General features: G+C 56.6%; 16 protein-coding genes. 6 read left to right on the top strand and 10 right to left on the bottom strand.

Features of this window, described 5'->3' with window-relative positions; all coding sequences use genetic code 11:
- The first annotated feature begins 2 nt into the window (after positions 1-2).
- Both NSS64_RS30730 and NSS64_RS30725 read left to right on the top strand, forming a co-directional pair.
- On the top strand, positions 3-1130 hold the full coding sequence (locus NSS64_RS30730) for a response regulator (RefSeq protein WP_341142598.1): 1128 nt from the start codon (positions 3-5) through the stop codon (positions 1128-1130).
- 315 nt (positions 1131-1445) lie between these two features.
- Positions 1446-2120, top strand: a complete 675-nt coding sequence (locus NSS64_RS30725) for a cohesin domain-containing protein (protein ID WP_341142597.1) — start codon at positions 1446-1448, stop codon at positions 2118-2120.
- 235 nt (positions 2121-2355) lie between these two features.
- Here NSS64_RS30725 and NSS64_RS30720 read toward each other — a convergent pair whose 3' ends face one another.
- From NSS64_RS30720 to NSS64_RS30705, 4 genes are read right to left on the bottom strand one after another with little or no spacing between them, the layout of a single operon-like run.
- Positions 2356-2595, bottom strand: coding sequence for a hypothetical protein (locus tag NSS64_RS30720; RefSeq protein WP_340946406.1), 240 nt, complete (start codon positions 2593-2595; stop codon positions 2356-2358).
- 1 nt (position 2596) lies between these two features.
- Complete coding sequence (gene hydA, locus NSS64_RS30715; protein WP_341142596.1) at positions 2597-4024, bottom strand: dihydropyrimidinase; 1428 nt, start codon at positions 4022-4024, stop codon at positions 2597-2599.
- A gap of 1 nt (position 4025) precedes the next feature.
- Positions 4026-5315 carry an NAD-dependent dihydropyrimidine dehydrogenase subunit PreA gene (gene preA, locus NSS64_RS30710; RefSeq protein WP_341142595.1) on the bottom strand — a complete coding sequence of 430 codons (1290 nt, stop codon included), beginning with the start codon at positions 5313-5315 and terminating at the stop codon, positions 4026-4028.
- 31 nt (positions 5316-5346) lie between these two features.
- Entirely contained in the window at positions 5347-6738 is a 1392-nt protein-coding gene (locus tag NSS64_RS30705) for an NAD(P)-dependent oxidoreductase (RefSeq protein WP_341142594.1), read from the bottom strand.
- Positions 6739-7042: 304 nt separating this feature from the next.
- Between NSS64_RS30705 and NSS64_RS30700 the strand changes: the two genes are divergently transcribed.
- Positions 7043-8731, top strand: a complete 1689-nt coding sequence (locus tag NSS64_RS30700; protein WP_341142593.1) for a PucR family transcriptional regulator — start codon at positions 7043-7045, stop codon at positions 8729-8731.
- Here the strand turns inward: NSS64_RS30700 and NSS64_RS30695 are convergent.
- The 6 genes from NSS64_RS30695 to NSS64_RS30670 form a co-directional block, all read right to left on the bottom strand.
- Entirely contained in the window at positions 8697-10064 is a 1368-nt protein-coding gene (locus NSS64_RS30695; protein WP_341142592.1) for an aspartate aminotransferase family protein, read from the bottom strand. The two genes, NSS64_RS30700 and NSS64_RS30695, sit on opposite strands and share 35 nt — an antisense overlap.
- A 30-nt stretch (positions 10065-10094) precedes the next feature.
- On the bottom strand, positions 10095-11558 hold the full coding sequence (locus tag NSS64_RS30690; protein WP_340994823.1) for a CoA-acylating methylmalonate-semialdehyde dehydrogenase: 1464 nt from the start codon (positions 11556-11558) through the stop codon (positions 10095-10097).
- Positions 11559-11658: 100 nt separating this feature from the next.
- Entirely contained in the window at positions 11659-12768 is a 1110-nt protein-coding gene (locus NSS64_RS30685; protein WP_341142591.1) for an ABC transporter substrate-binding protein, read from the bottom strand.
- 86 nt (positions 12769-12854) lie between these two features.
- Positions 12855-13709: an ABC transporter permease gene (locus NSS64_RS30680; protein ID WP_341142590.1), complete on the bottom strand. Its 855-nt coding sequence runs from the start codon at positions 13707-13709 to the stop codon at positions 12855-12857.
- Positions 13709-14521 carry an ABC transporter permease gene (locus tag NSS64_RS30675; RefSeq protein ID WP_340946395.1) on the bottom strand — a complete coding sequence of 271 codons (813 nt, stop codon included), beginning with the start codon at positions 14519-14521 and terminating at the stop codon, positions 13709-13711. Before NSS64_RS30675 ends, NSS64_RS30680 begins: the two co-directional genes overlap by 1 nt.
- A 2-nt stretch (positions 14522-14523) precedes the next feature.
- Positions 14524-15306 (bottom strand): ABC transporter ATP-binding protein, encoded by a 783-nt coding sequence (locus tag NSS64_RS30670; RefSeq protein WP_341142589.1) that lies wholly within the window; start codon positions 15304-15306, stop codon positions 14524-14526.
- Positions 15307-15643: 337 nt separating this feature from the next.
- Between NSS64_RS30670 and NSS64_RS30665 the strand changes: the two genes are divergently transcribed.
- From NSS64_RS30665 to NSS64_RS30655, 3 genes are all read left to right on the top strand, one after another.
- Positions 15644-17236 (top strand): histidine kinase N-terminal 7TM domain-containing diguanylate cyclase, encoded by a 1593-nt coding sequence (locus NSS64_RS30665; protein ID WP_340946391.1) that lies wholly within the window; start codon positions 15644-15646, stop codon positions 17234-17236.
- 364 nt (positions 17237-17600) lie between these two features.
- On the top strand, positions 17601-18446 hold the full coding sequence (locus tag NSS64_RS30660; protein WP_340946389.1) for a DUF72 domain-containing protein: 846 nt from the start codon (positions 17601-17603) through the stop codon (positions 18444-18446).
- 93 nt (positions 18447-18539) lie between these two features.
- Positions 18540-20024: an alpha-amylase gene (locus tag NSS64_RS30655; protein ID WP_341142588.1), complete on the top strand. Its 1485-nt coding sequence runs from the start codon at positions 18540-18542 to the stop codon at positions 20022-20024.
- Positions 20025-20418: the final 394 nt, after the last annotated feature.

Below are 20418 nucleotides of genomic sequence, written 5' to 3'. Positions count from 1 at the left end.
GTATGAGCATCTCTGTAATGGTAATTGATGACGAATGGCCGGCACTGGATCAGATGAAGCGGCTGCTGCTCCAGTGTGAAGGAGTATCCTCTGTCCTGACATACGATAACCCGCGCGAAGCCCTCGCTGCTGCTTCCGAACTGAAGCCGGATGTTCTATTCCTGGACATCCAGATGCCGGAGCTGTCCGGCCTCACTTTTGCCGAGAAGCTGTTGCCAGTATCTCCGGACACAGACATCGTATTCGTAACCGCCTACCGGAATTATGCTGTCGAAGCCTTCGACTTGTCTGCGATGGATTATCTGCTGAAGCCCGTTGATCCTTCGCGGCTGCTGAAGACCTGGAACAAGCTGCTCAGCAAGCGTCAAGCGCCGGCGGCTGCCGGGGCAGCCGGAGCAACTGGAGCAGCCGGCAGGACAACTGCGTTCCGGCTCCTGGGGGATTATGAGCTAACCAGCCCTCAGGGCTTAGTGAAGTGGAGAACACATAAGGCCCAGGAATTATTTGCGTATCTGTGGATTCACAGGCAGGGCAGTGTCAGCGTCATTCTGAATGATGTGTTTCCGCAGTGGAATTACGAGAAGGGCAAGCAATATCTGCACACTACGGTCTACCAGATCCGCACCACCTTGAAGAAAGCCGCGCTGGAGGACAAGATTGAGCTGACCTTCGGCAGGGAGAATTACAGGCTGGAATCAAGGGGAATCGAGGGCGACATTGAGAAATTTCAGGAAGCTGCCGCCCTTGCGCTGCAAAGCAGCCAGCTGGAGGGTATGCAGCAGGCCGCCGCCCTGTACACCGGTGACCTGCTTCAGTCGCTGGACAGCCTCTGGGTATATTCCGCCCGTGACAAATACCGCCGGCTGTACCTCAAGCTGCTGGAGCAGCTTACCCAGGGATTGGTGCAGGCTGCACGTCCACACGAGGCCGAAGATTACGCCGTGCGCCTGACGGAGCTGGAGCCGCTGGAGGAGAGCTACGCCCTGCGGCTGATTGCGATCTATTACGAAACCGCCAAACCCCTGCGCGCCCTGCGCAAATTCACCCAGTTCAGTGAATCCTACATCGCAGAGACCGGCGACGCCTTGCCGGACTGGTTCGTGGACGAATACCGGCGGCTGGGTAAGTAGCCGCCGGGGCATTTTCAGGGGAAAATTGGATTGTGTTATGGAAATCATTTATTGCTGGCGGGTTATTACTAGCTGAGGGTCAGCAGTGAGCCGAGGTTGGGAGGGACTGACGTAATTGTACTTTATACAACTAAATCGTCGGATTCATAACCCCCTAGTAATCTCTCTTAGTAATCTAGCAGCATTTTTTCGATATTTTACGCCATAGTTCGACGTTTATCAGTGTTTTATCAGTGACAATTGTTACCATTGTTCATATACAAAGATCATTCGTGCATAGGGATGCATCATTATGATGGCAATGGGGGATGTAACATGAATAAAAGGAATAGATTCAAGCGGGCAATCAGAGGGATGAAGGTACTGCCGCTTATGATGTCCATGATTCGTGAGGCTGCAGTGGATAACACCGCTCCTGCGATGTCTGTTGAGGTGACCACTGACAAAGAGGCCTATAATCCGGGGGATGAAGTTACCGTGCTGGTGCATTTAAAAGACTTCGCGCCAAATGACCGTGGCTACAGCTATCTTAACTTCATTATCCAATATGACAGCCAGGTATTTGATAACCTTGAATATACACAGCATTCGGTCTATGCGGAAGGAAATTATACGGCTGGAAGCGAGGTCGATGACCTGTTCCAGTTCAATTTCCAGAGTCCCGTGGATGGCAGTATCTATCTCGGAAAAAATACAAGTATGCGCGGCATTGATATTCAGGTTGAAGCGGGCAGCGGACAGCAGACGATTCCGGCGGTAGACCAGACGCTGGTCACGTTCAAGCTGCGGGTCAAAGCACTTACGCTCGCCTCCTCCTCAATGATCAGCCTGGCCAATGAATTCACCAGAATCCGCACCTCTGAAGCCGCAAATAGCATCTATCTCTACTCGCCCGATGTCACAGCGAACTCCGCGGCAAGGATCGAAATTACCCAATCTCCGTCCGTCTCCGTCTTCTCTGCACTGGAGTCTGTTAACCGTCTTACGTAGCAGTGAATCCTACAGTTGCGGCAGCTCCATCCACATACATATCCCTTACACAATTAGCTGCCGTCTAGATTTCTTGTACTATGGTGAATATACATAGGATACAGCATTAGCCATGAGGAGCATGAGATTGTATTCGGTTTTCCGCATACATTCTGGACTCTTACTCTCCTAAACATAAATAAAAGACCAAGCCAACGTCAGAGACGTTCGGAGCTTGATCTTTCGTTATTCCGGTTTACGCCTGGGCTTCAATCGGCTCCACGGGTCTGGTTCGGCCAACAAGCAGCGTCGTCACATGCTTGCGCGCGTCCGCTGTGAGCAGCAGCAGCTCCACCGGCCCGCCGGCCGGCTCCCTGCGGATGAAGGTAACTCTGGCACCGTCCAGATTCTCATAGATGCCAGCAACGGTATAGCCCAGCCCGATCAGATTGTCAATTTCCTGCCGTTCCCGGTCGAACTCTGCAAATGCTGACATCTCAGACCACTCCTCCGCTGATTTCTGCCTGGGCCGGGCGGGGAGCTTCGGCCTCGAAGCGCTTGCGGTGCAGATATTTCCCCTGTCCTGCGGCACCGACGAATACCTTGTCCCGAATCACGAACTCTCCCCGGCTCAGCACAGAGACCGGCTCTCCCTTGACCTCCAGCCCCTCGAACGCATTATAGTCTACGTTCATATGATGGGTCTCTGCCGATAGTGTCCGTTCCACTGCCGGGTCGAAGATCACAATATCGGCATCGCTGCCCACAGCAATCGTGCCCTTCTGCGGGAACAGGCCGAACAGCTTGGCGCTTGAGGTGGCGATGATATCTACGAATTTGTTCAGCGTGATCCGGCCCTTCTGCACCCCTTCGGAGTAGAGAACGCTGAACCGGTCTTCGATGGTGGGTCCACCGTTCGGGATCTTCGAGAAATCACCCCGCCCCAGCTCCTTCTGTCCCTTGAAGTTGAACGAGCACTGGTCGGAACCGATGGTCTGCAGCGTCCCGCTCCACAGCGCATCCCACAGCACATCCTGGTTCCACTGTTCGCGCAGCGGAGGGGACCAGACATACTTGGCGCCTTCGAAGTCCGGCTTCGCCAGCGCCGACTGATCCAGCACCAGATACTGCGGGCAGGTCTCGCCGTAGACGCGCAGCCCTTTCTTGCGGGCCTCGGCAATCTTCCAGGCTGCCTCGGCGCAGGTGACATGCACCACATAGAGCTGTGAATCCGTCAGCCCGGTTAGATACGCCGCCCGGCCAGTCGCCTCCCCCTCCAGCTCAGGGGGACGGGTCAGCGCATGATAGAGCGGATCGGTATTACCTGCGGCAAGCGCCTGGTCCACCAGATACTCGATGACATCCCCGTTCTCGGCATGCACCATAACCAGCGCCCCTTCGCGCTTCGCCGCCTGAAGCGTCTTATACAGCACCCCGTCGTCGGCCTGGAACGTGTTCTTGTAGGCCATGAACACCTTCAGCGAGGTGATGCCCTCCTGCTCGATAATCTGCGGCAGCTCGCTGAGCACCTTGTCATTCAGCTCTGACACCATCAGGTGGAAGCTGTAGTCGATGACTGCTTTATCCTGCGATTTGTAATGCCAGGTGTCTACGGCCTGCTGGAGCGGCTGCCCCTTCGTGGTCAGGCAGAAGTCGATTACCGTGGTGGTTCCGCCGTAAGCAGCGGCAATCGTGCCGGTCTCGAAGTCATCGGCGGTAACCGTACCGCCGAAGGGCATATCCAGGTGGGTATGGGGATCAATCCCTCCCGGAAAGACATAACAACCGGAAGCATCAATGATCTCTGCTCCCGGCGCTTCCAGATTCAGGCCGATGCCGCTGATGATTCCATCCTCAATCAGGACATCCCCCGTATACGTATCTGCCGCTGTAACGATAATTCCGTGCTTGATGATCTTCTTCATCTTAAACCACCTCCGCTTCCGAATAAGAACCGTTAACCCCGCTTATGATCCGGCTGCGCTGATTCCAGCTCATCGGGGCCGCTCCGCTGTCCAGGGCTATCATATCAATGGCTCCGTCTGCCGGGCATACAATCGAACACAGATTGCAGCCTACACAATCCTCCTCGCGCACTTGCAGAATCGCCTTGCCCTCCGCATTCGTCAGCATATCGATGCATTGATGAGAGGCGTCTTCACAGGCAATATGGCATTTATTGCAGTTGATGCAGTTCTCCTCGTTGATCCGCGCAACGACTTGATAGTTAAGATCAAGATCGCCCCAGTTGGAATATTTGGGCACCGACTTGCCAATCAGCTCGGTTACCGAAGCCAGCCCCTTCTCGTCCAGGTAATGGTTCAGACCGTCGATCATCTCCTCCACAATCCTGAAGCCATGATGCATAACCGCTGTGCAGACCTGAATCCCTGTCGAGCCCATCAGCATGAATTCGACGACATCCTGCCAGGTGGAGATGCCGCCGATACCGGAGATCGGCACACCGACTTCGCGGTCCCGGGCACATTCCGCCACCATGCTAAGGGCAATAGGCTTGACGGCCGGGCCGCAATAACCGCCGTGCGCTCCCTGGCCGCCGACATTCGGAATCGTATTCCAGCTGTGGATGTCCACCCCGGCCAGACTGTTGATGGTATTGATCAGGCTGATTGCATCCGCTCCGCCCTTGACGGCATGCCGGGCCACCACGGTAATGTCGGTGATGTTCGGCGTCAGCTTCACAATGACCGGGGTGGTTGCCACCTCCTTGACCCAGGCAGTCTGCGCCTGCACCAGATCCGGCTGCTGGCCCGAAGCCGCGCCCATGCCGCGTTCAGCCATGCCGTGCGGACAGCCGAAGTTCAGCTCCAGACCGTCTACGCCGATGGCCTCCACACGCTTCACAATCTCATGCCACTTCTCCCGCTTCGGCTCCACCATCAGGGAAGCAATGATCGTACGGTCCGGGAATCTCCGCTTCGTCTCATAGATTTCCTTCAGGTTGACCTCCAGCGGACGGTCGGTAATCAGCTCAATATTGTTGAACCCCGCTACACGCTGTCCGCCAAAATGAACGGCGGCGAACCGGGCAGAGGTGTTGATGACCGGCTCCCCGAGCGTCTTCCACACCGCGCCACCCCAGCCCGCCTCGAACGCACGCTGCACCTGATAGCCTGTATTGGTAGGCGGCGCAGAGGCCAGCCAGAACGGATTCGGTGACTTGATGCCTGCAAAATCAATACTGAGATCTGCCATTGCCATTCCCTCCCCTTCTAAGAAATACGCTTTATACGGCAGAGCCGACTACGCCATCCTGACGGCCTGACCACTGCTTCACAATCGCATATGCAGCATCCTTGCCCTGCTGCGCGGCAGAGACCACCATGGCTTCCCCCGTCCCTGCGCCAAAAACTATATCGCCGGCAGCATAAATCTGCGGATCAGAGGTGCGCCCGGTCGCGGGATCAATCTCCACTACCCCCCGCTTATGCTTAAGCCCCAGCGCCTCAATAAGGTCCATCCGCCGCTTCTGGCCGATAGCCACCACTACGGCATCCACCGGGAGCAGGAATTCCGAGCCCGCCACCGGCACGGGAGAGGGGCGTCCATCCGGCCCGGCCTCACCGGTCAGCTCCATTCGCACACATTCCAGTGCCGCGACATTCCCCAGCTCATCTCCGACAATCCGCTTCGGCAGGGTCAGCCAGTTGAATTCCACACCTTCCTGCTTAGCGAATTCATATTCAAAATCATAAGCCGTCATCTCCCCGCGCGTCCGGCGGTAGATCATCTTCACATTCGCCGCGCCGAGCCGCACCGAGCAGGTAGCCGCATCAATGGCCGTATTGCCCGCACCAATAACAGCCACACGCTGTCCCATCAGCTCCAGGGCAGGAATCCCGGTCTTGGTGGTCTCCACCAGCTCGATCGCATCATAGACACCGGACAGCTTCTCGCCTTCAATCCCCAGCGGAGGCACGTAACCCATCCCGGCCGCCAGCACAATCGCATCATATCCGGCCTTAAGCTCTTCTATAGAAATATCTACTCCCACCTTCGTTCCCGTGCGGATCTCTACGCCCAGCTTCTCCACCTGCTCCACCTCCCAGAGCGAGATATCCTGCGGCAGCCGGAAGGAGACAATCCCGTGGGTATCCAGGCCTCCGGCCAGCGGCTTCGCCTCATAGATCACCACCTGGAAGCCTTCGCGCGCCAGCTCTCTGGCCGCTGACAGACCCGCCGGTCCGCCGCCGATCACCGCTGCCCTCTTGCCGTTAGGCTCACCTGCCCGGAAGAGCTGAAGGCCGCTGCGGATCGCCCAATCCGTGGCATAACGCTGCAACAGGCCAATCTCAATCGGTGCGGAAGCGCCGTTCAGCACACAGGCCCCCTCGCACAGCTCCTCCGTAGGACATACCCTTGCGCAGCTTGCACCGACCGGATTGGCCTCCATGATGGTCTGCGCCGCCCCTCTGAGATTGTCGGTAGCGATTCTTTTGATGAAGGACGGGATATTGATGCTGGTCGGACAAGCCTGGATACAGGGCGCATCATAGCAGTACAGACAGCGGTTGGATTCTTCGATAGCTCCCTTGCGGGTAAGCCCCGGCTCTGCCTCGGCAAAATTACGCATGAACAGCTCAGGCGTCAATGTGGTTAACGGTGAAGATTGCTCCATCGGGTACCCCTCCTTCTGGCCAAAGTAGCTTCCACTCTCGGCTTCGATTTATGTTATATAATATAACATTATTACGATGATCGCCTTAATATTTTGCATACTTGTAAGAAATATTGTAGTAAAATAAACTTCAAGCCGGTAAAATCGCTAATCACACTCTAATTTAAGTTAAATTTCCTGACATATCATATTCAAACTATAGCCAATCCGTTTTTTCGTTACATTAGACAGATTGTCTAATTTCAAAAGTCACTTTTTTACCTGTGAGAATGGCCTGAGAACGAAGTGAATGAGGGGGAAGCTTATGGACTGGGAACTTGTATTTACGATCCGTGACGCGCTGAAGCGGCCGCTGTTCGCTGAAGCTGAGCTGATCGGGGGAAGAAACGGCCTGAACCGGGCCGTCCGCTGGGTGCATGTGCTGGAGAGCGCGAGCCTGGAGAGTCTGATTCACGGGGAAGAGATGATTCTGACCACCGGAATGAGCGCAAGCACGGATCTGGACGCTGCCCTGTCTTTCATGCAGAATCTGATTGATAAGAACGCCGCCTGCCTGTGCATCGAGCTGGGAGCCTACTTCAGTGCCATTCCGCAGGAGATGATCGCTCTTTCGAACCTGCACGATTTTCCGCTGATCCAATTCACCCGCACTGTACGGTTCGTCGACATTACACTCGATCTGCATTCCCTCATCATCAACCGCCACCACCGGATGCTGCAAGAGCTGGAGAGCATCTCCCGCGAATTCCACCGGCTGACGCTAACCTCCCAGGGAACCCTTAAGGTCCTGCAATTGTTATGTAAAAGCACCCGCACACAGATTCTCTATATGCAGCTGCAAGGCAAACCTCTCTTCTTCCCGGCCCTCGCGCCCGAGGAGCAGCGCCCGCTGCTGGGCTTCTTCGAGACCTTCAGCGAAGAGGTGGAGGGAGCAGCGCCGGAGGCCGCCCCCTATATCCGCGAATACGGCCACAAGACCATCGCCGTGAAGCCCGTAGGAGCCTTGGACCAGACCTGGGCCTATATCCTGATGGTCTGTAATCACAAGCCGCAGGAATTCGACTGTCTGCTGCTCGATTCCGCCTCCTTATCCATCGCACAGGAGCTGCTGCGCACCCGGTACATGGAGGAACGAAAGCTGTTCTCGGAGAATCTGTGGGTGGATGAGCTGGTCGGGGGACGTACTCAGGACGACAACCGGCTCAAGGGGCTGGTCGGCCCGGACTTCAACCTGGTTAATGAGCTGCCCTACCGGGTCTGCCTGATCGAGATTGAGAATCCCCGGGATGTCAAATGGAACAGCTCGGAGAATGACTGGGAATCCATCACCTTCCATCTCTCGCTCATCCTGCGCTCCATCTTCGAGAAGCACTCCCTCCGGCCGCTGATCACCCTGAAGAACAACCGGCTGACCGTCATTGCCCTGGATATCCAGTCCAAGCTGCCCGGCAAGCTGCGCCTGCAGCAGGCGCTTGATTCCCTGCAGCATATCCGCGCGGATGAGAAGCTGAAGGACCTGCAGCTCGTCATCGGAGTCAGCAAGTCCCACCGGGGCCTGAAGCATGCTCATGCCGGTTATCAGGAAGCCGTACAAGCGCTGTCCCTCTATTCCTGTTATCAGAAGCCGGTCCTCATGTATGAGGAGTTAGGCGTCTTCCAGCTGCTGCTGAGCCTGAACGACGGCAAGACGCTGGAGAATTTCATCCGCAGCTATATCGGCCCGCTGATTGACCACGATGAGGCGAAGGGCAGCGAGCTGCTGCTGACGCTGCGCGTTTACCTCGATCATGACGGGTCGAAGCAGATCGCCGCCCGCAGCCTGTTCATCGTCAGGCAATCCCTCTACTACCGGCTGGACAAAATCACCGAGCTGCTCGGCGAGGACTTCATGCTCCCGGAGAACCGGATCTCCATTCAGGTCGCCCTGCGCGCCTACCAGTTCCTGTACCCGGAGAAATTCACTCTGCCCAGCTCCCGTTCAGCACAGCTGTGAAGGTATCGATGATGAACTGCACATCCTCATCGGCCGAGGATAACGGCGGAGCGAAGGTGAGCACATTATTGAAGCCCGCCACCGTATCGCCGTTCTTGCCTATGATCAGCCCCTTAGCTTTGCACTCGGCAATAATCCCCTTGACCACACTTAGCTCAGCGGGCACTCTGGTGGCCTTATCCGCCACCAGTTCAATCCCAAGGACCAGCCCGAAGCTGCGGATATCGCCAACCAGCTTATGCTCCAAAAGCCCGGCGAACCCGTCCGCCAGCCTGCGGCCCAGAATTCCAGCGCGTTCAACCAGCTGCTCCTGCTCCAGAATCTCCAGGTTGCGCAGGGCAAGCGCACAGGCAGCCGGATTGCCGCCGAAGGTGTTCACATGCCGGAAATGCCCGTAGTCATCGCTGTTATCCTTGAAGGCCTCATAGATCTCCTTGCGCACAGCGGTAGCCGATAACGGCAGATAGCCGCTCGTCAGCCCCTTCGCCATCGTGACAATATCGGGCTTGATCCCGAAATTGTGGTGTCCGAACTTGCGGCCGGACCGCCCGAAGCCGCAGATCACCTCGTCGATAATCAGCAATACGCCTTGGGTCCGGCAGATCTCCTGCACCCGGTCCATATAGACCTGATGCGGGACAATCACGCCCCCGCCGGTAATGACCGGCTCCATAATCACCGCCGCTACAGACGCTGCGCCTTCCCAGACGATCATATCCTCAATCGCCTGCGCACACTGGAGGTTGAACGCTTCTTCGCTCATGCCGGCCGGGCGGCGGTAGCTGTCCGGCGGGGCTACATGCAGGAACCCGCCGCCCAGCGGCTCGTACTTGTACTTGCGCTGCGCCTGCCCGGTCGCCGCCAGGGCGCCCAGTGAGCTTCCGTGATAGCCCCGGTAGCGGGCGATGAATTTGTGGCGGTCCGGCTGGCCGGTCTGCTGCTGGTACTGGCGGGCGATTTTGAAGGCTGCTTCGTTCGCTTCCGACCCGCTGTTGGAGAAGAAGATGACATACTCATCCTCCAGCCATTCATTCAGCTTCTCGGCCAGCGCGATGGCCGGCATATGGCTCTGCGTCAGCGGGAAATACGGCAGGCTCAGCAGCTGGTTGTACGCCGCCTCCGCCAGCTCCTTGCGCCCGTACCCCACATTCACACACCACAGGCCGGACATGCCGTCCAGGAATTTGTTGCCGTCGATATCGGTAACCCATGAGCCGCTTGCGGAAGCGGCAATCATCGGCGGATGCTGCTCACTGTAAGGGGTCATATTATGCCACAAATACCGCTGGTCCTTCTTAACCGCCAGCTCGCTTTCTTTGCCCAGACTCTGCACGGCACACTCTCCTCCTTGGCTTTCCTTCTTTTAGTAACGCGCGGTAATCATTTTCTTGCGGGTATAGAATTCCACACCGTCACGGCCGTTCGCGTGCAGGTCTCCATAGAACGATTTCTTGTATCCTGAGAAAGGGAAGAATGCCATCGGAGCAGGCACGCCCAGATTGACGCCCAGCATCCCGGCGTCAATCTCCTCACGGAATTCGCGGACTGCCCTGGCGCTGTCTGTATAGATGCAGGCCCCGTTGGCGAAGGGCGACTTATTCGTGACCGCTATCGCCTCCGCCAGATCCTTCACCCGCACCACTGCCAGCAGCGGCGCGAAGATCTCGTCACGCCAGATCTTCATGCCCGGCTGCACATGATCGAAGATCGTCGGGCCCAGGAAATAGCCGTTGCCCGCAGCTGCAGCATCCTTGCGGCCATCCCGCACCAGCACCGCCTTCTCGGCAAGCCCAGCTTCAATGTAATCGATCGTCCGGTCTTTGTTCGCCTGCCGGATGACTGGGCCCAGGAACACCCCCTCCTCCTTGCCGTTCCCGATCTTCAGCCCGTCCGCAGCCTCCGTGATCCGGCTTACCAGCTCATCGGCAATGTCCTCCTGCACCACCACTACAGCGCAGGCCATGCACCGTTCGCCCGCTGAGCCGAAGGCTGCGGATAGAATATTTTTCACCGCATGGTCCAGATCGGCATCCTTCAGCACAATCGAATGATTCTTCGCGCCGGCCAGCGCCTGCACCCGCTTGCCGTGCGCGGTCCCCTGCTTATAGACATATTCCGCCACCGGCTGTGAGCCCACGAAGGAGACAGCCTTCACTTCCTCATGCGCCAGCAGGCCGTCCACCACCTCATGCGCCCCGTGTACCACATTCAGCACCCCCGGCGGGAAGCCCGCTTCTGCGAACAGCTCCGCGAGCCGGTTCACGAGCAGCGGCGTCCGCTCGGAGGGCTTCAGCACAAAGGTGTTGCCGCAGGCTACCGCCAGCGGGAACATCCAGCAGGGCACCATCATCGGGAAGTTGAACGGGGCGATGCCGCCCACAACTCCCAGGGGATAGCGGTACATGCCGGACTCTACGCCTGTCGCGATATCCGGCAGCTGGCTGCCCATCATCAGCGTGGGAGCGCCGGCGGCGAATTCCACACATTCGATGCCGCGCTGCACCTCGCCCAGCGCTTCCTCCAGGCTTTTGCCGTTCTCCAGCGTGATCAGCTCCGCCAGCTCCTTGCTGTGCTGGACCAGCAGCTGCTGGTACCGGAAGAAATAGCGGGCCCTTCGCGGAACAGCGACCCTTTTCCACGCGGAATAGGCTATGGAAGCTGCCCTCACGGCTGCATCCAGCTCTTCCCGGCTGGAGATCGGCACATAGGCAATGATTTCGCCGGTCGCCGGGTTGAACACTTCCTCCTGCCGCCCGGAGGAGGACTCCACCCAAGCTCCGTTTACATAGTTCTTCACCTTACTGGCCTGCCCCGTGAGCAGTGTCATCGTCCGCACCTCTTTTCCTGTGTTCGTTCGCTACCCTAGAAGAGATGACCGCCTTACCAGGCGGCCATCTGCTTCAGCTATGAAGAAATCCTGTTATTTGTTATTTCGCCGCCATCTCCACAATCTCGTTCGTGTAGGCCTCCTCCACCTTGGAAGCCGTCTTAATGACCCCGAATTTCAGCGCGATATCGGCGGTCTGCTGGAAGGCGGCAGCATCCGTATAGCCCAGCTTGGAAGCATCGAAGCCCTCCGGCTGGATCAGCTTGGCAACCTCCGTCATCATCGTCAGCTGATGCTCCCGGGTCGTGCTGCCCGCTTCGGCAAGCTTCATCACACTGTCCACAGCCGCTTCGGGATCGGCAATTGCATCCGCCCAGCCCTTCAGGGAAGCACGGACGAACTTGGCTGCTGTCTCCTTGTTGCCCTCCAGCCACTCCTTGTTGGCGAACAGGTTGTCTTCAAGCATCGCCACACCTTCGTCATTCATGTCGATGACACTCAGGTCCTCCGCCTTAACGCCCGACTCCAGCACCACCTGATATTCGTTGTAGGTCATAGCCGAAGCCGCATCCAGCTCACCGCCGAGGAACTGGTCCATCGTGAAGCCCTGCTTGGTGAAGTTCAGATCCTTGCCAGAATCCAGCTTGTATTTATCAAAAAGCGCCAGAATCTCAAACTCATTGCCGCCCATCCAGTTGCCCACCTTCTTGCCCTTCAGCTCAGCCGGTGTAGTGATGCCCGCCTCCTTCTTGGATACCAGCACCAGCCCGCTCTTCTGGAAAATCTGGGCGATCTGCACCAGCGGCATCTCCTGCTCCTGGCTGGTCAGCAGGCTCGCCACCCAGTCCACCCCGATATCGGCCGAGCCGCCGGCCACCTGCTGCTCAGGCACGATATCCGGCCCGCCCGGCAGAATCTCGACCTTCAGGCCCTCTGCCGCATAATACCCTTTGTCCTGCGCCAGGAAGTACCCTGCGAACTGGGCCTGCGGCACCCATTTGAGCTGCAGCTTCACGGTGACCGGCTCAGCCGCCGGTTCTGTAGTTGCCGCAGCTTCCGGTGAAGCTGCCGCCGTATTCCCCGCAGTCGCTTCTGCTCCGGAGGGACTAGCGTTGTTGTTGCCGCCGCAGCCCGCAAGCAGCGAGATCAGCATTAGAGCCGCTGCAAGCCATAATCCTCCACGAGTTTTGCCCTGTTTTCCCTTCATCATAGCAACTCCCCCTACCAATCATTTTTTTGTAAGACGGTCTGACACAGTATGATTGCGCTCTTGTTGCTATTTGCAGGAATTACACACTACGTACGCCGGGAAGGGTGCCACTTGATAAACACCTTCTCCAGCCGCTCCACGACCAGGTAAAAGATGACTCCGGCAACCGCGGCAAGCACGATGCAGGCCCAGCCCAGCGGCATCTTCGCCACCTTGATCGAATTCGAGAGGAGATAACCCAGCCCCCGCGAAGAGAAGAAAAACTCCCCGACAATCGCCCCGATCATGCTCGCTGTAGCGTTGATCTTCAAGGCGGTGAATACATAAGGCAGACTGTTCTGAATCCGCAGATGGCGGAATACCGCCCGCTTGCCTGCCGCATAGGAATGCATCAGGTCCAGCGCCAGCGGGTCCACAGCCGCCATACCCTTGTAGGCATTGATCGCCATAGCCGCCATCGTGGTCGCGGTCACAATCGCCGCCCGCGAGCCGATGCCGTCCCCGAACCACAGGTTCATGATAGGGGCAAGCGCCACAATGGGAACGGCATTGAGTGCAGCTACCATCGTGAGGCTGCCGCCGCCCCAGCGGGGCCAGGCCATAGCAGCCAAGGCAATCAGGAAGCCGCAGCCGGAGCCGATCAGCATACCAAGAACGGCTTCAGTGAGGGTATACCCGGTATAAGAGAGCAGCAGACTGAGATTGTCCCGCATCGCTTCAGCGATGGCGGAGGGTAGCGGCAGCTGATATTTCTTCAGATCGAAGATGCGGTGAAAGATCTGGAGCTCCCACAGCAGCAGGAACAAAGCTCCGGCAAGCAGCGGCAGCACGAACCCGGGGTTCAGCCATTTCAGGAATTTCCATGGATCTCCGCCTTGGTCCGTATCTGGCGAAATAACGTTGTTAGAGGATGTAAATTCGCGAACCGTATTACTTTCCATTAGCGGCTGCCTCCTTGGGGACGGAATTCCGGCTGCCAGGGGGCTACCAGACGCTCCACCAGACTCATCAGCCAATAGCTGGCCATACCCAGCAGAGCACCGACCAGTACCGTGGACCAGAACATGTAGGTATGGGAGGGTCCATAATAGAGATTGCGGAGCATAATAACCCCGATCCCGCGCTGAGCACCCATCAGCTCAACCAGAATTGCGCCCGTTACAGCCAGCGGCGCTGCAATCTTCAGCCCGCTGAACAGCCCCGGCAGTGCTGCCGGGAAGCGAAGCTTCCAATATACAGCCCACGGCTTGGCGGCATAAGAGTGCATCAGCTCCAGGGCAGAGGGGTCCACACTCCGCAGACCGCGCAACATATTCAGCGCCACCGGGAAGAAGGTGATATAGCCGGAGATGATGATCCGCGACATCTGCTCATCCCGCACAATCCCGTATATAATCGGCGCCAGCCCCAGAATCGGAATCATCTGCGAAGCAACCGCATACGGGAAGGCAAGCTGCTCTATCGTCCGGGAGAGGCTCATCAGCACGGCCAACAGCACTCCGGAGAGCGCTCCGATCAGGAAACCCACCCCGGCATTGCCGAAGGTGGCTCCCCCTTCCCGGAGAAGGGTGCCGCTGTACTGCCACAGAGTGAGCGCCACCTCGTGAACATAAGGCAGCTTGGACTGGGCCAGCGGCGTCTTCGCCACATGCAGCAGCCACCAGGAGACCGCCTCCCACAGCACCAGCAGCCCGCAGATCCAGACAAGCAGCGGCAGCGCACGCCCCCGCATTAACGCACGGTTCAGCTTCATCACTACACCCCTTCGAAGCTGTCGCGGATACGGGCAATCAGCTCGAAGAACTCCGGACGGTTCCTCATGTCCGCTGTACGCGGACGGGGCAGCGGAATATCGACAACCGCCGAGAGTCTGCCCGGATGCGGAGACAGGACGAACACCCGGTCCGACAGGAAGATCGATTCGGGAATGCTATGGGTAACGAATACAATTGTGCTCTGTACCTTACTCCAGACGGAGAGCAGCTCTTCATTCAGCCGCTCGCGCGTGAATTCATCCAGCGCCGAGAACGGTTCATCCATGAGCAGAATTTCCGGCTCCATGGAGAGTGCCCGGGCAATAGCTACACGCTGCTGCATCCCCCCGCTGAGCTGCCAGGGATACTTATCGGCGAACCCCTGCAAGCCCACGAGATCAAGCAGCTCCAGCGCTTTGTCCTCACGGATCGATCTCTTGACGCCCAGCAGCTCCAGCGGCAGGGTAATATTATGCTTGACCTTCCGCCAGTCATACAGCACCGGACTCTGGAACACAATACCGTATTTCTGTGCCAGCCGGGCCTCCTTGGCGCTTTTGCCTGCCACCATGATATTTCCAGCCGTTGGTGTGATAAGATCTGCCATCAGCCTCAGCAGCGTAGTCTTTCCGCACCCGGAAGGACCCAGCAGGGAGACGAACTCCCCCTTGGCAATATCGAGACTTACCTGATGCAGGGCCAGCACATCTGCCGTCTCCGTCTGGTAACGCATTTCGACATGCTCCAGCTGTATTTCAGGAATTGTTGCTGCTACTAGTGACATCTCCAGTCCCCTCCATCCCTGAATCTATTTAATGTTAATTAACATAACATAAATATCACGTTTTCCGTACTTTTTCTTTTTTCATGTAGGATTAATTAACATGTTACACGTTGCCTGCGAATCCCACATTAGACAAAGCGTAACATTGAGGCTGTGAAATTCCGTCACTTTGTCTAGGGAGCCGCTTACAGTGTAAATAATAGAGCTGACTGCCGATAAAAATAGTAAGTAACTATAAGTGGAAACGGCTTTGCCGTCCTCTCAAGGACGGTACCGTTTCAGCCAGGAGACTATTCACAATGTCCAATGCTTATCCCAATCCATGGAGGCGCTCCCCATGGCATCTCTGATTTCCAACTACATTATTATCGTTTCGATCTCCGGTGTGCTGAACGCCTTGCTCGCCCTGTTTGCTTTTTACAGGAAGACTGACTTCTCGGGTCTGCGCGCATTCATCGTCAGCTCCGCCGCCTCGGCGGTATACACATTCGCCTTCGCGCTCGAGCTCTCGGGGAACTCGATGGAACAGATTAAGTTCTGGATCAAGCTGGAGTATCTCGGAATGCCGTACATCGCGCCCTCCAGTCTGCTGATGATCATGCACTTCGTGGGCCTGGAGCGTCTGGTCTCCCGAAAACTGCTGGTCCTCCTCTACTCCGTCCCCGTGATCTCCACGGTGCTTGTCTGGACCAACGACTCCCATCACCTGTTCTATAAGGCTATCTACTTCCGGGAAGGCGCGCCTGCACCGCTGGTGGATATCGTCATGGGACCCTGGTATATCGTCCAGGGCAGTCTGACCTTCGGCTGTATGCTGGCCGGGATGTGCCTGATCCTCTGGCGCTGGGGGCGGATGCGGCGGGCTTATCTGCGGCAGATGCTGATTATTTTTGTCGGACAATTCCTGCCTGCGCTGGGGGCCTTCCTCTATCTGATGGACCTGACTCCGTATGGAACAGACCCTGTTCCCGTTGTGATGAGTGTAACCTCGTCCCTGTATATATGGGCCATTCTGTCCAGAGGGATGCTGACCGCCGCGCCGATTGCCAGAGAGAATCTGTTCGAGAGCATGCGCGACGGCGTACTCGTCATGGACCTCTCCGACAAGCTGGTGGACTATAACCGGGCCGCTGCCGAGATGCTTGAGGATCTGGATGCCGCCGCCATCGGCCGCCCGCTGGCCCAGCTTTTCCTGCCTGCCGGCAAGGAGGCGGTCGATTATGTAATGAATTCCAATCCGCAGATCAGCGAAGAGCAGGAACTGGTGTGGCATTCCGGCGGAGAAGTCCGCTATTATCAGGTCCGTTCCTCTCCGGTCCAGAAGCATGACGGCCATCTTGCCGGGCGGATGATCATGCTGATCGATGTTACCGAACGCACCCTGCTCCAGGAGAAGCTGCTGCAGCTCGCCACCATCGACAGCCTGACCGGCATTTACAACCGGACCCACTTCATGGAGCTGAGCCGGGAACGGCTGCAGGAAGCTGCCGACTCCGCCGCCCCCTTCTCGGTCATCCTGCTGGATATCGATTTCTTCAAAAGCATTAACGACCGCTACGGGCACCATCACGGGGATATGGCCTTACAGCATGTAGTAAGCGTATGCCGCCAGCATGTCCGGGAGGGGGATGTCTTCGGACGGTACGGAGGTGAAGAATTCGTCTTAAGCCTGCCGGGAGCCCTCTTGAAGGAAGCAGCCCTGATCTCTGAGCGTATCCGCAGGGACATCGAGCAGAGCACCTTCTCTACCTTCACAGGAACAATTAAAATCACAGCCAGCTTCGGCGTGGCTGAAGCCTTCCGCCGTTCGACCTCACTGGAGGAGCTGCTCTCGGAAGCAGACCATGCCCTCTACTCCTCCAAGCGTAACGGCCGCAATAGCGTACATCTATATGGCGTCTCCTCCATCACCCGCTTCAAGCCCATGTGATGGAGGCAAGCCCTCTTTTCCTGCCCCGCATGGCACCTCCCGCTTCCCCTGCGCATATCAAGTAGAAACGGCATTGCCATCCTTTTAAAGGACGGTACCGTTTCAGCGGGAAATAGAAGAATAATTTATAGTGTGAAACATAAAAATTCTTATATTTGAATAAATGGCACCTGCCGGGTATATCCGCCTTCTCTTTTGGTGATACCAGCTTCCATAGTCCCTTTTTCTCCAGTTCTTTCCTGTCCCTGCACTGAATTCCGTCATTCGTGTTCTCCTGTTGTTTGCATAGGCGGGTTTTCAGTTTAATAAGAGTTAGCCGATCCGTTCGGCAGAATTCAGGTTCATGCGACAAGGAGGGGGTTCTATGATCAAGATCGGGCTGACCGGCTTCGGAGACCATGAGGAGCTGTACGGCAAAATCAAACCTGCCGACCGCCTCCCCGCCTACAGCGCCCATTTTCCCATTGTGGAAATTGACAGTTCCTTCTACGCGGTTCAGCCGGTCCGGAATTATGAGAAATGGGTCAACCAGACGCCGGAGGCGTTCCAGTTCATTGTGAAGGCTTATCAGGGAATGACCGGACATCTGCGGGGGAAAAAGAATTACTACGATACGCCGGAGGAGATGTACCGGGCCTTCCATACCTCTATCGCTCCTGTCCGCTCAGCGGGGAAGCTGGCGATGGCACTGTTTCAATTCCCGCCCTGGTTCGACTGCACCAAAGACAACGTGGATTTCCTGCGTGACGCGAAGGAGCGGCTGCTGGATGTGCCCGCTGCCATCGAATTCCGTAATGATTCCTGGTACAGCCCTGAGATGCGTGAGCGGACCCTCGGGTTCCTGAAGCAAGAAGGCTGGATTCATACGATAGCCGACGAGCCGCAGGCAGGCTCCGGCTCCATCCCGATTGTCCCTGTCGCCACCCGGCCGGACCTCACCTACGTGCGGCTGCATGGGCGCAACACTGCAGGCTGGAATCAGAGCAGCCACCCGGACTGGCGCAAGCTTCGCTATCTGTACCGTTACAGCACCGAAGAGTTAACGCAGTGGCGGGACCGGCTGCTGGAGCTTGAACAGACCTGTAAGAATATTTACGTGGTATTTAATAATAATTCTGCCGGGGATGCCACTCCCAATGCTCAGGAGCTGCAATCGCTGTTTGGGATCGACGGCGGGCTGGCCCCGCGCCAACTGGACTTATTCAACTGATGTACAGAGGTCTACATAAATCTCTTCTACTCCCTGCTGAAGCATCTGATCACCGTCCCATTCGTCTTATATTGTAGAGGAGGCCAAAGAATTATGAAGAGAAATCATACTATGATGCAGTTTTTTGAATGGCATGTCGCGGCGGACGGAGAACACTGGAAACGCCTTGCCCAGATGGCCCCGGAACTGAAGGCGGCGGGCATTGATTCGGTATGGGTTCCCCCTGTTACCAAGGCCGTCTCGCCCGAAGATACCGGTTATGGAGTCTACGATCTGTATGACCTCGGTGAATTCGATCAAAAGGGTGATGTACGCACGAAGTATGGAACCAAGCAGGAGTTAATCGACGCGATTGCCGAGTGCCTGAAGAACGGCATTGCGGTCTACGTGGATCTGGTCATGAACCATAAAGCCGGAGCGGATGAGACCGAGGTCTTCGAGGTGATTGAGGTGGACCCGAACGACCGTACCAAGGATATCTCCGAGCCGTTCGAGATTGAAGGCTGGACCAAATTTGATTTCCCGGGACGCGGGGATGAATACTCCAGCTTCAAGTGGAATCACACCCACTTCAACGGAACCGATTTCGATGCCAAGGAAGGCCGCAACGGCGTCTTCCGGATTGACGGCACGAATAAAGGCTGGAATCAGAATGTGGATGACGAATTCGGCAACTACGACTATCTGATGTTCGCCAACATTGATTACAGCAATGACGATGTGAAGAATGAGATGCTGAACTGGGGCAAGTGGCTGGTCGATACGCTGCAATGCAGCGGATACCGGCTGGATGCGATCAAGCATATCAACCATGAGTTCATCAAGGAATTCGCCATGGAGATGAAAAAGAAGCGCGGCGAGGACTTCTACATCGTCGGTGAATTCTGGAACTCTAATCTGGAGGCTTGCCGCGAATTCCTGAACACTGTAGATTACCAGATCGATCTGTTCGATGTCTCCCTTCATTACAAGCTCTACTCCGCCGCACTGGCAGGCCGGGATTTCGACCTGACGCATATCTTCGACGATACGCTGGTCCAGACACATCCCGCGAATGCTGTCACCTTCGTTGACAACCACGACTCCCAGCCGCATGAGGCACTGGAATCCTGGGTGGGCGACTGGTTCAAGCAAAGCGCCTACGCCCTGATTCTGCTGCGGCGCGACGGCTATCCCGTTGTCTTCTACGGAGATTATTACGGCATCGGCGGCCCTGCGCCGATGGAAGGCAAGAAGGACGCCATCGATCCTCTGCTCTGCGCACGCTACACCAAAGCTTACGGGGAGCAGGACGATTATTTCGATCATCCCAACACCATCGGCTGGGTCCGGCGCGGTGTGCAGGAGATTGAAGGCTCCGGCTGCGCTGTAGTCATCTCCAATGGAGACAACGGAGAGAAGCGGATGTTCGTGGGCGAAGCGCGCAGCGGAGAGGTATGGGAGGACTTCACCCATAACCGCGGGGAGTCCGTCACCATCGGCGAAGACGGCTGGGCCGTATTCCCGGTCAACGGCGGCAGCGTCTCCGTCTGGGCGCTGCCCGAGCCGATGCCAGCCGATGCCTGCGCGGAGGAGTAGGCCTGTAAAGATGAACAATGCCGTCCCTGTTGTTAGGGGGACGGCATTGTTTTATAGGTGAGAAGTGACTCGGGTAGTGAAATCAAGTGCAGTAGTGTTCCTCATTTCATTCGCAGGCTCACTTTTGTTCTTTAAATCAAGTAACCACCTCAAGTACACTCATTTTACTTTTAGTACTCCAACACATCTATTCCTCTGCGACTTCACTGCCTTCGCAACCCTCTCCCATTTTATCCACATATTATACACAAAAGAAATATATTACTCTCTTCAAGCCAAAACAATTCACTCATTTCCTCATCTGGTACTCATCCGGCTCATTTCCGGCTCCACCAACGGGATTTATCCCCGACCTTATTCACATTTTATCCACAGCACGCTTAACATCTGATGA

The sequence above is a fragment of the Paenibacillus sp. FSL H8-0122 genome, from assembly GCF_038005345.1.
Classification (GTDB): Bacteria; Bacillota; Bacilli; order Paenibacillales; family Paenibacillaceae; genus Paenibacillus_AQ.
Note: the sequence above shows the minus strand (reverse complement) of the source record. Positions and strands in the feature narration are given on the sequence as shown.